The following is a 12,689-nucleotide window of genomic DNA, read 5'->3' as shown; positions in this document are numbered from 1 at the left end:
ATGAAGCAGCTCGGCAACTATCTCGGCTTGCAGGTGCTCTGGGTGGTGGCGGTGGCCGCTGCCGCGCACGGCCGCGTCTGGCCAACGCTACTGGTGCTGGCGCTATTTGCGCTGTATCAACTGTGGCCCTCGCGACGCGCGCCCGGCGATGGTCCGTTGCTGATCGCCGCATTGGCGCTGGGCCTGCTGCTGGACACCACGCTGGCAGCGGGGGGCTGGGTGCGGTACGCCGCGGCGTGGCCCGGTAGCGTGCTGGCGCCGGCATGGATTCTGGCGCTGTGGGTGGGCTTTGCGCTCACGCTCAATCATTCGTTGCGCAGCGTGATGCAACGCCCGTGGCTGGCGGTGGTGCTTGGCGCCATCTTCGGCCCGTTTTCGTACTGGCTGGCGCAACGCAGCTGGCATGCAGTGGAACTGTCGGCACCGCCGCTGCATGCGGTACTCGCCGTCGGCACCGGCTGGGGCGTGGCCTGCGGCGTGTTGTCGCTGTATGCACGGCGTCTGGCGCGACCATTGCCGCACGACATGACCGGAGAACTGCAATGACTGTGTGGCCGCTGCTGCATGTGGGCGTATTCGCAAGTGGGGTGATGGTGCTGGGCTGGCTATGGCAACGCCGTAGCGGCAATGCCGGCCCGGTCGACGTGTTGTGGGCGGCCTGCCTGGCGATTGCTGCGCCGTATTGCGCGTGGATGTCCGACGGTGCGTTGCTGCCGCGCGTGTTGGTGGCGGTGCTTGGCGGTCTGTGGGGCACGCGTCTGGCCTGGCATCTGGGCGTGCGCGTGTTCGGCGACCCGCACGAAGACGGCCGTTATCGCGCCCTGCGCGAACATTGGAACGGCGACCAGCGCAAGTTTCTCGGTTTCTTCCTGGCCCAGGCGGTGGTGGTGGTGCTGTTTGCGGTGCCGTTCCTGGCTGCGGCCAGCAACCCGAACCCGGCATGGAGCGTATGGAGCACGTTGGCGGTTGTGGTGTGGCTGGTTGCCGTCGGCGGCGAGGCACTGGCCGACCGGCAGCTGTCTGCGCACAAGGCCGACCCGGCCAATCGCGGCAAGACCTGTCGCAAGGGACTGTGGCGGTATTCGCGCCATCCCAATTATTTCTTCGAGTTCGTGCATTGGTTCGCCTATCTGGCCCTGGCGGTCGGCGCCGGGCCCTGGCCGGTGGCGCTGTGCGCGCTCGGGCCGGTGGTGATGTTCGTGTTCCTGTATCGCTTCACCGGTATTCCCTACACCGAGCAGCAGGCCCTGCGCTCGCGTGGCGAGGATTACGCGCACTACCAGCGCACCACCAGTGCGTTTTTCCCGCTTCCCCCTTCGTCCTGAGTTGCCTGGAGAGTCGCATGTCCACCGTCACCGCCCCGCCCTCCTCGCTGCCCGAAGAAGCCTTTGCCACCCGTCTGGCCGAATCCGGCGTGCTGCCCGACGCCGCGTTGCGTTACGGCATCCGGCGTCTGTGCGCGCAGCGCCTGCGCGATGAGCGCGGCGGCGATGCCGATGCCAACGGCGAGCGGCAGCGCGTCTTCATCGACAGCCTGCGCGCCAGCGCGATCGCGATCGAAACCGATGCCGCCAATCGCCAGCACTACGAATTGCCGCCGCAGTTCTTCACCCTGTGCCTGGGCAAACGGTTGAAATACAGCAGCTGCTACTGGGACGCGAGCACCCCGGACCTGGACGCGGCCGAAGAACGCATGCTGGCGCTGTACGGGGAGCGCGCCGAGCTGGCCGATGGCCAACGCATCCTGGAACTGGGCTGCGGCTGGGGCTCGCTGACCTTGTGGATGGCCGAGCGCTACCCCAACGCCACCATCACCGCAGTGTCCAACTCACGCCCGCAGCGCGCGCACATCCTGGAGCAGTGCCGCATCCGCGGCCTGGGCAACGTGCAGGTCATCACCGCCGACGTCAACGCGCTGGCGCTGCCGCCGGGCAATTTCGACCGCGTGGTGTCGGTGGAAATGTTCGAGCACATGCGCAACTACCGCGATCTGCTTGCACGTGTAGGCAGCTGGCTGGCGCCCGGCGGCAAGCTGTTCGTGCACATCTTCTGCCACCGCGATCTGGCCTATCCGTTCGAGGTGGCCGGCGAAGACAACTGGATGGGGCGGCATTTCTTCACCGGCGGGCTGATGCCGGCGGCCGACACCCTGCTGCATTTCCAGCAGGACGTGGTGATCGAACAACGCTGGGTCCTGTCGGGCGAGCACTACGAAAAAACCGCCAATGCCTGGCTGGAAAACCAGGACCGCCACCGCGCGCAGATCATGCCGCTGTTGAAGCAGACCTATGGCGACGATGCGCAGCGCTGGTGGCAGCGTTGGCGCATGTTCTGGCTGGCCTGCGCGGAGCTGTTCGGCTACGACCACGGCCGCGAATGGGGTGTGGCGCACTACCGCTTCGTCAAACGCTGAGGGCACGCTGCCTCGAACGCCTGGATGGCGATGACGGACCAGCAGCCACCGCTGCCGTGCATCGCGACGTAAACGAACCATCGCATTGGTTGGCGATGGGGAGAAGGCGCGACAGACCGCAGTCGCGCATCGTGGCAGCCTGCGCATTGCAGGCGACCTGACGCATAACGCGCTCGGACCTCAGATGGTGAAGCGCGCCAAGCACGATGCGTCTGAGCCGATGCCATGCATCGGCATCCGTGCACCGCGCTTGCAAGCGCGCAGTGCGGAGGAGACACACCGGTCGCAGACACCGCCACGCACCCTGGCGGATGCGCAGCCGTATCGATAGGCGCATGCAGCGCGCGATCAGCCCGCCGCGGCGGTGATCACGATCTCCACCTTCCATTCCGGCCGCGCCAGTTTGGCTTCGACCGTGGCGCGCGCAGGCGTGAAGCCGTGCGGCACCCATTCGTCCCAGGCGGCGTTCATGCCGTCGAAGTCGGCGATGTCGGCCAGATAGATTTCGGCGCGCAGAATCTTGGTCTTGTCGCTGGCCGCCTGCGCCAGCAGCTTGTCGATCTCGGCCAGCACCTGGCGGGTCTGCCCGGTGATGTCTTCGCTGGTGTCATCGGCAATCTGGCCGGCCAGGTAGCACACGCCGCCATGGACGGTCATCTCGGACATACGCGGACCCGCATCGAATCGCTGCAGCATTTCAGACTTCCTACGGTTGATTGACCCGGCCATTGTCACGCGAATGCGCGGTGCGTGCAGCCCCACCGCGTACGGTGCGCGTCAGCCACAGCCCCACCCGCACCATCCAGGCCACGATCAGCACGATGGCGATCTTCTGGCTGATCCCCGGCGGCGCGCTAGTGACCGTGACATGGAACAGCAGCACCGCAAATGCCGCCCAACCGAGCACGCATGCTCCGACCCAATGCGCGCGCCATGCGCGATCGCGGCAGAAGTACCACGACTGCAGCAACACCGCCGCGATCACGCACAGGAACGTGGCGTCGGCCGACACCACATGCACCAGTGTTGCCGCGTCTGGCGCCAGCTCCGGCATCCAGCTGTCGCCGATCGCCACCGCGCACAAGCCCAGCCCTGCCAGCCAGAACAATCCCAACACCGTGCGGCTGCGTGCCGCCGGCGCCAGCGCCGCATACAGGCCCGCCGCCAGCCACGCCATCGCTGCGGCCAACAGGCAGTACGCCGTGCGCAGCAGCAGGCCGTAGGCGCCGTGCAGATAGGCGCTGAGTTGCGCGTCGATCCACCACAGATCGCCGCGTAGCCACTGCAGCACCAGTACCAGCCCGATGAAGGCCAGGCCGGCGGCAGCGGCCAGCGCCCCGGCATGCCCGCTCCAGCGTGGCGCCCCCCCCGGGGTGGCCTGCGCACCATCCGTGCGAAAGTCGGTCGTGCGCATCAGCAGCCTGTCTGCCTTCCAACGGTAACGCCGTTCATCCATTCCCCTGCGGCACGCACCTGCGCCTTTGCCCTATGATGCGCGCGGCCGTCCCGGGCCGACAGGTGTCGGCTCTCACGAACCCTGCGTTCACCTCGTTTCGGCACTTCGCGATCACGCTGCATGCTTCTTCAACCCGCTTGGCACATGCAGATCTTTGCGCACGCGGCACGTATCGTGCATGCGTCCTCTTTCCCTCTTATGCAGATCCCGTTGCCCTCATGACGGATACCCCCGTGTCTTCCGAAGCGCCTGCCAGCGGTTGGCGTCGCGCCCTGCCGGTCATCATCAGCCTGGCGATCCTGGCTATGGCGCTGCACGCGCTGTCGGCGCAGTTCACCGACCATGGGTACCGCCAGATCCGCCAGGCGTTCCGGGCGCTGGGCGCGGGGCAGATCGCACTGACCCTGCTGCTCGGGTTGAGCAGCTACGCCTGCCTGGTGGGTTTCGACTGGGTGGGGCTCAAGCGCACCGGCAAGCGGCTGCATCCGGCCCGGGTAGGCATCACTGCCTTCATGGCGCATGCGGTCGGCCAGACGCTGGGCTTTGCCGCGCTCACCGGTGGCGCGGTCCGCCTGCGCGGCTATGGCAGCGTCGGGCTGACCCTGGCCGAGATTGGCCAGGTGGTGCTGATGAGCACGCTGGGCTTCATCTTCGGCGCCTGGGTGCTGCTCGGGCTTGCGCTGATGCTGGAACCGGAAGCGGCCGCGCGTGCCCTGCCGATCACGGCAGAAGGCATCCGCATCGCCGGCATCGCCTTGCTGGCCGGCTATGTGGCGATGCTGGTGCTGGTGGGCAAGCAAGGCCGTGAGTTCGGGATCCGCAGCCATCGCTTCTGGCTGCCCGACCGCACCACCGTGCTCGGCGTCACCGCCCTCAGCGTGGTCGAGCTGGGCCTGGCAGCGGCTGCGTTCTACGTGCTGTTGCCGCCGGATCCGGGCACCGGTTACTTCGGCTTTATCGGCATCTGGCTGGTGGCGGTGGTGGCCGGCCTGATCTCCACCGTGCCGGCCGGGCTGGGCGTGTTCGAGTGGAGCCTGCTCAAGCTGCTGCCGCATGTGACGCCTGCCGCCGTGCTGGCTGCGGCGCTGGCGTACCGGGTCACCTACTACATCGTGCCGCTGCTGATTTCGGTGGCGATGGCGGCGGCCTCCGGGCTGGGGGCGCCGGTCCGCGCCAGCGCCAGCACCGCACGCACGGTGTGGAAGACGCTGCGTCCGTGGCTGCCGCAGATCCTGGCCCTGGCGGTCTTCGCCGTGGGCGCGGGCCTGATGATCGACGGCACCTTGCCGACGCCGCGTGCGCGCCAGGAAGTGGCGCCGCTGCCACTGATCGAAACCTCGCATCTGCTGGTCAGCCTGGGCGGCATGCTGCTGCTGCTGATCGGCCAGGGCCTGCAACGCCGCAGTCATGCGGCCTGGATGCTGGCGCTGGGCGTATGCGTGCTGCTGCCGCCGTTGTCGCTGCTGCGCGGCAGCCACATTTCGGTGTCGTTGTCGGCAGCGCTGGCAGCGCTGGCGCTGTGGGCCGCGCGGCGCGAGTTCTACCGCCAGGGCGCGCTGCTGGACGAAGCCTGGTCATGGCGCTGGCTGAGCAATCTGGGCCTGGTGCTGGTGGCCACGTTCTGGCTGCTGTTCTTCGTCTACAGCCACGTCGAATACAGCAACGACCTGTGGTGGCAATTCGCCACCTCGGCCAATGCGCCGCGCGCGTTGCGCGCCGCGCTGATCCTGTGCGTGGGCGTGATCATGTTCGGCATGGCGCGGCTGCTGCGCGGCGGGCGCCGACCGATACCGGCCGCCGATGCGCAAACCCTGCAGACGCTGGCGCCGATTCTGGAAATCAGTACCGACACCCAGGCCTGTCTGGCGTTGACCGGCGACAAGGCGTTTCTGTTCGATGCGCAGGGCCGGGGCTTTGTCATGATGCAGCGCTACGGTGGCTCGCTGATTTCGATGGGCGACCCGGTCGGGCCGCCGGAGGTGGCCCGCGCGCTGATCTGGCGCTTCCGCGAGGAGGCCGACCACATGGGCCTGCGCCCGGTGTTCTACCAGGTCGGCGAAAAATACTGGCAGACCTATCTGGATATGGGCCTGACCCTGGTCAAGCTTGGCGAAGAAGCGATCGTGCCACTGGAGGGCTTCACCCTGGAAGGCCGCGACCGCGCCGATCTGCGTCAGGCCTGGAACCGCGGCAAGCGTGGCGGCCTGACCTTCCGCATGCTGCAGCCGGAGCAGGTGGACGCCGTGCTGCCGCGCCTGGCCGAGGTATCGGAACAATGGCTGGAAGAAAAATCCGGCGAGGAGAAAGGGTTCTCGCTCGGCAGCTTCGATGCGGACTATCTGCGCCGGTTCCCAGTGGCGGTGGCCGAGGCCGAAGGGCAGATCGTGGCCTTTGCCAATGTGTGGTGGGCACCGGCCGGCGGCGAGCTGTCGGTTGACCTGATGCGGCATAGCGCCGAGGCGCCGAAGGGCACAATGGATTTCCTGTTCATCGAGCTGTTCCTGTGGGGCCAGGCCAATGGCTACACGCGCTTCTCGCTGGGCATGGCGCCGTTGTCGGGGCTGGCCGAACACCGCCTGGCCGGGCGCTGGAATCGCTTCGCCAGCCTGGTCGCACGCCATGGCGAGCGCTTCTACGGCTTCAGCGGGCTACGCCGGTTCAAGTCGAAGTTCGCCCCGACCTGGCGCCCGCGCTATCTGGTCGCGCCGGGCGGCATGCATCTGCCGGCCGCGCTGCTGGACGTGACCCGGCTGATCTCGGTGGACCCCGGCCGGCAGGAATGACGCGATGCACCCGCCTGTCCGCTTTGCGGCGCAGGTGGGTGCGCAGATCGCAGGATGTGGCTGGGCGGTTGGAGAGGTTGCCGCAATGGAGTCAACCATCGCCAGGGGCGCCCCCACAGCTGGCGCACACCAGTGGCACAGCCACACCTGTCAGCGGCCGCGCCCGCCTGGCTGGGAGCGTTGCAGCACTGACAGCCGCGCCTGGTTCAGTGCCTGAGCCGCACCGACCGATGGCAAGGGCATCGTGGTTACGATGCCCTGCACGTCAAGGCGTCGACAAGCCGTGCAGCTGCTCCATGATCACCTTGGACAGGGTCGCGTAATCGCCCTTGAAGTGGTGATCGCCCGGCAGCGCCACGCGCTTGGCGGCCTGCGCCGGCAGGCTCGGGCACAACGCATCGCCATCGTCCTGGCCGTAGATGCACACCGTGGTGCCGGCCGGCAGACGCTGCACTTCCGGCGCGATCGGCAGGCCTTCGTCATCCGAGCCCAGCCAGTTGCTGACATGGAATTCGTAATCGGCCAGCTTGCCGACCGACAGCAGCGCGGTCATGCGGATGTTCTGCCTGGTCTGCGCCGGCAGCTTGTTGATCGCCGCCGGCAGCACATCGGCGCCTTGCGAGAAGCCGATCAGCACCACGCGCTTGCGCTGCCAGCGCTGCGCATACACGCGCGCAATGCGGTCCAGGTCGGTGGCGAAGCCCTGCGGCGTGCGCTCGGTCCAGAAGTATCGCAGCGAATCCAGCCCGACCACCGGGATGCCCTGCGCGGCGAGCGCATCGGCGACTTCTTCGTCCAGCCCGGCCCAACCGCCGTCGCCGGACACGAAGATCACGAAGGTGTCGTCGTCGCCGTCGCCGTCCGGCTTGGCCGGCAATTCGACTACCGGCAGGTCGGTCAGGCCGCCCGGCGGGGGCGGCAAGACAACGCCCTTCTGCTCGCCCAGCGAACGGGCTGCGGCACGCAGGCCGGGCAGGATGTCGCCCTGCGCAGACCGCTTGAAGGTGCGGGCCTGCGGAACCTGCTTGAGGAAGGCGTCCTCGGCTGCTGCAGGACACCGTTTGTCCTGGCTGCCGGCCAGCACCCAGGGAATCTGCAGCGTCGCCGGAACCAGGCTATTGCCGCCCGGACGCACACCTGGCTGGCAGATCGCCTGATCGGACACCGTGGCCGGGCACAGACCATCGGTGAGCACGCCGGCCAGCACATGCGGCTTGGCCTGCGCGCCGATGGCATACGCCAGCGCCGCACCTTCGCCATCGCCCACCAGCAACGGCAACCGGTAGGTGGGGATGTGATAGAAGGCCTGCAGGTAGCGCGAGAAGTTCTCCACATCGCCCACCGAAAACGCGCAGGTGCCGCCGGCCTTGCGCAGGACCGCGTACAGATGCGCGGTATCCACCATCGCCACCATCGCGCCATCGTCGCGCAACGCTTGCGCCTGGGCCTGGCGCTTGCCGGCATTGCCTGCGCCCGCCAGCCAGATCACCACGCGCTGCGGCTCGTCCTTGGGCATCAACACCGGGATCTGTTCGAAACGCCCGTGGCTGATCGGTTCCGGAGCCTGGGCGGCGGCCATTCCCGACAGCGTCACCATCGCCGCGCCGCAGAGCGCGCTCCATCGTTCAAGTCGTCGCATGTCGCACCATCGGGAAAAGTGATCCAAAGATAATCGTTCCGGCACTCGCCGCGAAGCGCGGCGCTTCGCTCACCGCGCCTGCGCCAGCTGACGGGCTTCCCAGGCGGCCAGGGCCTGGCGGTAACGCGTCATTTCTTCGGCGTACAGATCGTGCACGCACAGCGGGCAGCCGCTTTCGCAGCACTCGTTGGGCGCGGGTGCCTGCGGCGGTTGCGGGCGGGGATCGGAGGCGGACATGGCGCTGTCGTGCATGCGGCTATTGTAGCGTCGTGCGCATCCGCCGCTGCGGGGTCGCGCACCACGCGGTGGCAGCGACGGCTCAGCGACCCAACCGGCGACGCAGGTTGTCCCGCGCGGCCGTATCGATGCGTGCGTGGAAATAGTCGCTGAGAAAGATACGCGGGCGCTTCAGCAGCCCGGCCAGGAAGCGGCGGCGATTGAGCCGGAACAGCAATGCCGGAACATGGCCCCGGTATTCCTCGGCGATCGCGCGGTCGTAAGCATCGAAGACGGCAGCGGGCGCGGCCAGGATCGCCATGTCGCAATCCAGGAACAGCGCGGCCTCCTCGTCCACATCCTGCGGTTGCAGTTGTCCATGGCGCGCGGTGAGCAGGATCAGCGCCTGCACGCGCTGCAGATCCACTTCGGCCTGCGGCCACCAGCGCGGGATGCAGTCCATCGCCCACTTCGCAGATTCGGCTTCGTTGTCGCTGCGCCCGGGCTGGTAGATAGCATCGTGGAACAGGACCGCCAGCCAGACCTCCATCGGCCGTTGCCAACCCGGCCCGGCAGCGACCTCGGCATAGTGGTGCAGCAGTGCACGCACGTGGCCGAAGTGATGGTAGGCGCGCGGCGGCGTGGCATAGGCCTGTTCCAACGCGGCCAGATGGTCGGCATGCAACGGCAGGGGTGTGATGGCATCCATGCGCGCAGGCTACCGCGTGCATGCGCGTCTGCACACAGCCTTACCGATCAACGCAGCTTGCGGCCTGACGCAGCGGCCAGCGGCCTTCGATCTGGTAACGCGACTGGCCGAGAAAGCTGCGCACCAGCGCAAAGTCGCGCACCGTCCAGGCAAGCGCGTCGCAACGGCGTTGCGGCAAGCTCTGGTTGCAATACAGCAGCGTCATATGCGGCGTGTACTGCGCATCGCCAGCGATGCCCACGTGTGCCAGCTGACGGCCAAGCGCCCCTTGCAACGCATACAGCCCGCGCACGCGCTCTTCGCCACGCAGCACGCACGGCAGTTGTGAGCGCCGTCCACCGAACGTCCCGACGCGGTCGAACTCGACCTCGAAGGCGTCCATCGCCACCCGCCCGGCGGCCTGGCTTGCACGGCTCACCAACGAGGGCGGCAGCCCGCCGGCGTAATCGCCCAGGTGATGCAAGGTCACATGCAGCCGCTCGCGTCCCAACGGCTTGCCATCCACCTGCCCGCTCTGCAGCAGCCCGTTGGCGATGCCTGCCGCACGCTCGGCAGTGGTGGCGTCGGCCATCACCGCAAAGAACAGACGTTCGGTGGTCTTCTCTTCCCCCAAGCCAAGCGACAACTGCGCCTCGGCCGATGACAGATATAGAAACTGCTGCTTCATGGGGTGATTCCACGACCGCCTGCGCGGGCCTGGCTGAAGAAGGGCGGCGGATACTAGCAGACCTGACGCACGCGCGAATATGCCGCGCAATCCATCGCCAGCGTGGAACACACCAGCGCCGTGGAACGGCACCTTCGATGTGGCGATCTGCTCGCCACATGATGGGCAGCGTGCCGCGCACACAAAAAGAAACGGGCAGCTCGCGCTACCCGTTTCCCGCCTGTATCGATCTACTCCGAGAGCTGCATCGGTACAGATGCGCTTCGGTCTTGCTACCGCGTTATGCGGCGTTCTTCATCGCATGCTTGCGATTGCGCATCACGTCGTGACATGCACGCACTTCCGGCAGCAGGCGCAGTGCGGCGTCGCGTGCAGCGGCCGGCGTGTCGGCATCGGCAATGGTTTCATCGAACGCCTTCAGCAGGCGGTCTTCGGACTCTTCCAGCTCGGCCACGTAGCCGTACTTGGTGTCGCCCAGCGTCGCGCGCACCTTGCCGTAGAACTGCTGCATGCTGCCGACCATGGTGCCGTGCTTTTCCGGCGTCCCACCGGCCGAGACGACCACGCTGCTCAGGCTGCTCACGATATCGGTCTTGACGCCGGCAATGCGGCGGAACAACGTCGCCAGCTCTGCGTCGCCAACCTTGGCCGCGGCTTCGTCGTAGAAGTCCTTGCCGTCGCGGGAAATGGCGATAAGGTCGTTGAGGCTATGCTCGGTCTTGCTCTGAATGCTCATGTGTCGCTCCTTGCTGGATGCGCTGACGCTGCGGAAGTGCGATGCGTCGGCTTTCGGGGAGTAGCGCAATCGATGCGTTGATTGCGATGCCGTAAACGTTGTGTACGGCTGCATCCTGGCGGCGCGACCATAATCGGCATGTGAGCGATGCGCGGCTCGTCCTCACGCCATCGTGCGGCCGATGAACTGCGATTCATCGATGGCAACGACGCATCAAGACTCCTTTGGTTGCCGACTTGCCCACATATTGTCGACCAGATTCGGATACGGCCGCCCGGCCGCTGCTGCACGTTGTTTCGCGGCGGCTTTCTGCGCCTCGGTCAACGGTGTGGATGCGCTCTTTCGCTTGGGAGTGGGCCGCTTCCACGGCGGCGGAGTGAATTCGGTCATGGCGCTGTTCGGTCCGCTTGCATTGAGCGTGCAGTCTCGACACATCGCTGTGAGTTGATCGTGGATGCGCGCATGCGGCGCCCACAGGGACGCGACAGCGAACAAGCGCTGTCGCGTGTTGATCAGCCCGCCACGCCGTCAGCCGGCGTCGCACGCTTCCCAGATGGAAGGCGCGGGCCCAACGTCAACAGCCCACCCCAAGCAGCGCAGCCCACGCCGGCCGGCAAACGCAGCTGCGCGGAGCAACCCATCAGCAGTGGGTCACCAACGTGCGCTGGCGCTGCTCCTGCCACACCGCCAGCGCGTAGACCAGTAAGCCGCCAAGTGCCGTGGCCGCACCCACGTACCCGGTGGAGGTCCAGCCCCAGCCCGCGGTGATCGCCATGCCGCCCAACCAGGGGCCCAAGGCATTTGCGGTGTTGAAGGCGGCATGGTTGGACGCTGCCGCCAAGGTTTGCGCTTCGGCCGCCACATCCATCAGGCGGGTCTGCAACGCAGGCGCCAGCGCGCCCATCGTGCCAACCGCCACGATGGAGACGAACACCCAAAGCCCCGAATGCGCGGCCAGCGGGAAGGTCAGCATCACCACGATCGACCACACCAGCAGCACCGGCACCGCGCGGAACTGCATGCGGTCGAATAACCACCCACCCAGGATGCTGCCAAGCACGCCGCCAACGCCGAATGCGGCCATTGCCAACGGAATGCGCGCAGGCGCGACGCCGGTGACCGCCGTCAAGGTTGGCGCCAGGTAACTGAAAACGCAGAACATTCCCGAGAATCCCACCGCACCGATCGCCAACGCCAGCCACACCTGCGGCTGATTGAACGCACGCAGCTCGCGCAGTGGCTGCTGACGTGGCTCGTCCGGCGCAGGCGGCAGCAACGCCGCCACCGCCGCCACCGTGCCCAGCGCGATCACCGACACCGAGGCATACGCCCAACGCCAGCTCACGAGTTGCCCCAGCCAGGTCGCCAGCGGGTTGCCCACCAGCAAGGCAACGCTCAGGCCCAACAGCACGCGCCCCACTGCGGTCGCGCGTTGATTGGGCGGACTAATCGAGGCGGCAACCAGGGACGCGACGCCGAAATACGCGCCGTGCGGCAGGCCGGCGATGAAGCGACACAACAGCATCGTGTGATAGCTGGGCGCCAGCGCACTGGCAAGGTTGCCCAGCGCGTAGAACACCATCAGCAACAACAACAAGGTGCGGCGCGGCCAGCGCGCGCCCAGGATCGCCAGCAACGGCGCACCGACCACCACACCCAGCGCATAGGCACTGATGACATGGCCCACCTGCGGTTCGCTGATCTGCAGTCCCTGCGCGATCTGCGTCATCAGGCCCATCGTGGAAAACTCGCTGATGCCGATCGCAAAACCGCCCATCGCCAGCGCAAGCAGGATCAGAACGTAGTCGCGCCGTGGCACGCGCGGCGGCGCGGAGAGGTCGATATCGGACATGCCCGACTCCAGGATGACGGGGCGGCTTATTATTGTGCAATGCAGCAATCGGCGAAAGGTGTCGGCCGATGACGGTTCAGCGCTGATCCGCAGCACATCACAGTTCCACTGGCCTGACGCGGTGTGGGGACGCAGTGTCCTATTGACGTCGCTCGAATCTGCTTGGGTCCGCCACCATCGCTGTGGGGCACCGCGATCGGCGTGGTGCCGCGCCTGGC

12 protein-coding genes are annotated in these 12,689 nt (G+C 67.0%); 4 read left to right on the top strand and 8 right to left on the bottom strand.

All coding sequences use genetic code 11. The annotated features are described in order from the left end of the window. The 3 genes from FHY18_RS08490 to FHY18_RS08480 are packed head-to-tail and all read left to right on the top strand — an operon-like array spanning window position 1 to window position 2,413. The gene (locus FHY18_RS08490; protein WP_259153452.1) at window positions 1-546 is read left to right on the top strand and encodes a DUF2878 domain-containing protein; all 546 of its coding nucleotides are present in this window, start codon (window positions 1-3) and stop codon (window positions 544-546) included. Beyond that, window positions 543-1,325 carry a DUF1295 domain-containing protein gene (locus FHY18_RS08485; protein ID WP_259153451.1) on the top strand — a complete coding sequence of 261 codons (783 nt, stop codon included), beginning with the start codon at window positions 543-545 and terminating at the stop codon, window positions 1,323-1,325. Before FHY18_RS08490 ends, FHY18_RS08485 begins: the two co-directional genes overlap by 4 nt. A gap of 17 nt (window positions 1,326-1,342) precedes the next feature. Continuing rightward, on the top strand, window positions 1,343-2,413 hold the full coding sequence (locus tag FHY18_RS08480) for a cyclopropane-fatty-acyl-phospholipid synthase family protein (protein WP_259153450.1): 1,071 nt from the start codon (window positions 1,343-1,345) through the stop codon (window positions 2,411-2,413). Between the two features lie 348 nt (window positions 2,414-2,761). Here the strand turns inward: FHY18_RS08480 and FHY18_RS08475 are convergent, their stop codons facing one another. Both FHY18_RS08475 and FHY18_RS08470 read right to left on the bottom strand, forming a co-directional pair. Continuing rightward, a complete protein-coding gene (locus FHY18_RS08475) occupies window positions 2,762-3,109 on the bottom strand; it encodes a RidA family protein (protein WP_046963077.1) in 348 nt (115 codons plus the stop codon). A 10-nt stretch (window positions 3,110-3,119) separates the two neighbouring features. Then, on the bottom strand, window positions 3,120-3,827 hold the full coding sequence (locus FHY18_RS08470) for a DUF998 domain-containing protein (protein WP_259153448.1): 708 nt from the start codon (window positions 3,825-3,827) through the stop codon (window positions 3,120-3,122). A gap of 260 nt (window positions 3,828-4,087) precedes the next feature. Between FHY18_RS08470 and mprF the strand changes: the two genes are divergently transcribed. After that, window positions 4,088-6,652 carry a bifunctional lysylphosphatidylglycerol flippase/synthetase MprF gene (mprF, locus tag FHY18_RS08465; RefSeq protein ID WP_259153446.1) on the top strand — a complete coding sequence of 855 codons (2,565 nt, stop codon included), beginning with the start codon at window positions 4,088-4,090 and terminating at the stop codon, window positions 6,650-6,652. A gap of 265 nt (window positions 6,653-6,917) precedes the next feature. Here the strand turns inward: mprF and FHY18_RS08460 are convergent, their stop codons facing one another. The 6 genes from FHY18_RS08460 to FHY18_RS08435 form a co-directional block, all read right to left on the bottom strand. Then, entirely contained in the window at window positions 6,918-8,291 is a 1,374-nt protein-coding gene (locus FHY18_RS08460; protein WP_259153444.1) for an AcvB/VirJ family lysyl-phosphatidylglycerol hydrolase, read from the bottom strand. 69 nt (window positions 8,292-8,360) lie between these two features. Then, on the bottom strand, window positions 8,361-8,543 hold the full coding sequence (locus FHY18_RS08455) for an oxidoreductase-like domain-containing protein (RefSeq protein WP_259153442.1): 183 nt from the start codon (window positions 8,541-8,543) through the stop codon (window positions 8,361-8,363). Between the two features lie 67 nt (window positions 8,544-8,610). Then, window positions 8,611-9,216, bottom strand: a complete 606-nt coding sequence (locus tag FHY18_RS08450; RefSeq protein ID WP_259153441.1) for a hypothetical protein — start codon at window positions 9,214-9,216, stop codon at window positions 8,611-8,613. 40 nt (window positions 9,217-9,256) lie between these two features. Further along, on the bottom strand, window positions 9,257-9,883 hold the full coding sequence (locus FHY18_RS08445) for a 2'-5' RNA ligase family protein (RefSeq protein ID WP_259153440.1): 627 nt from the start codon (window positions 9,881-9,883) through the stop codon (window positions 9,257-9,259). 280 nt (window positions 9,884-10,163) lie between these two features. Beyond that, complete coding sequence (locus FHY18_RS08440; protein ID WP_104614037.1) at window positions 10,164-10,619, bottom strand: PA2169 family four-helix-bundle protein; 456 nt, start codon at window positions 10,617-10,619, stop codon at window positions 10,164-10,166. Window positions 10,620-11,259: 640 nt separating this feature from the next. Then, window positions 11,260-12,471: an MFS transporter gene (locus FHY18_RS08435; protein WP_259153439.1), complete on the bottom strand. Its 1,212-nt coding sequence runs from the start codon at window positions 12,469-12,471 to the stop codon at window positions 11,260-11,262. Window positions 12,472-12,689: the final 218 nt, after the last annotated feature.

Origin of the sequence: Xanthomonas sp. 3793 (assembly GCF_024806835.1) — a bacterium.
Taxonomy (GTDB): Bacteria; Pseudomonadota; Gammaproteobacteria; order Xanthomonadales; family Xanthomonadaceae; genus Xanthomonas; species Xanthomonas arboricola_F.
The sequence above is the reverse complement of the archived record's forward strand: the minus strand, read 5'-3'. Positions and strand labels throughout refer to the sequence as shown.

What these genes read in the sequence shown, in the direction of transcription:
- FHY18_RS08490 (WP_259153452.1), top strand. Translation starts at nt 1, where the DNA reads ATGAAGCAGCTCGGCAACTATCTCGGCTTGCAGGTGCTCTGGGTGGTG.
- FHY18_RS08485 (WP_259153451.1), top strand. Translation starts at nt 543, where the DNA reads ATGACTGTGTGGCCGCTGCTGCATGTGGGCGTATTCGCAAGTGGGGTG.
- FHY18_RS08480 (WP_259153450.1), top strand. Translation starts at nt 1,343, where the DNA reads ATGTCCACCGTCACCGCCCCGCCCTCCTCGCTGCCCGAAGAAGCCTTT.
- FHY18_RS08475 (WP_046963077.1), bottom strand. Translation starts at nt 3,109, where the DNA reads ATGCTGCAGCGATTCGATGCGGGTCCGCGTATGTCCGAGATGACCGTC.
- FHY18_RS08470 (WP_259153448.1), bottom strand. Translation starts at nt 3,827, where the DNA reads ATGCGCACGACCGACTTTCGCACGGATGGTGCGCAGGCCACCCCGGGG.
- mprF (WP_259153446.1), top strand. Translation starts at nt 4,088, where the DNA reads ATGACGGATACCCCCGTGTCTTCCGAAGCGCCTGCCAGCGGTTGGCGT.
- FHY18_RS08460 (WP_259153444.1), bottom strand. Translation starts at nt 8,291, where the DNA reads ATGCGACGACTTGAACGATGGAGCGCGCTCTGCGGCGCGGCGATGGTG.
- FHY18_RS08455 (WP_259153442.1), bottom strand. Translation starts at nt 8,543, where the DNA reads ATGCACGACAGCGCCATGTCCGCCTCCGATCCCCGCCCGCAACCGCCG.
- FHY18_RS08450 (WP_259153441.1), bottom strand. Translation starts at nt 9,216, where the DNA reads ATGGATGCCATCACACCCCTGCCGTTGCATGCCGACCATCTGGCCGCG.
- FHY18_RS08445 (WP_259153440.1), bottom strand. Translation starts at nt 9,883, where the DNA reads ATGAAGCAGCAGTTTCTATATCTGTCATCGGCCGAGGCGCAGTTGTCG.
- FHY18_RS08440 (WP_104614037.1), bottom strand. Translation starts at nt 10,619, where the DNA reads ATGAGCATTCAGAGCAAGACCGAGCATAGCCTCAACGACCTTATCGCC.
- FHY18_RS08435 (WP_259153439.1), bottom strand. Translation starts at nt 12,471, where the DNA reads ATGTCCGATATCGACCTCTCCGCGCCGCCGCGCGTGCCACGGCGCGAC.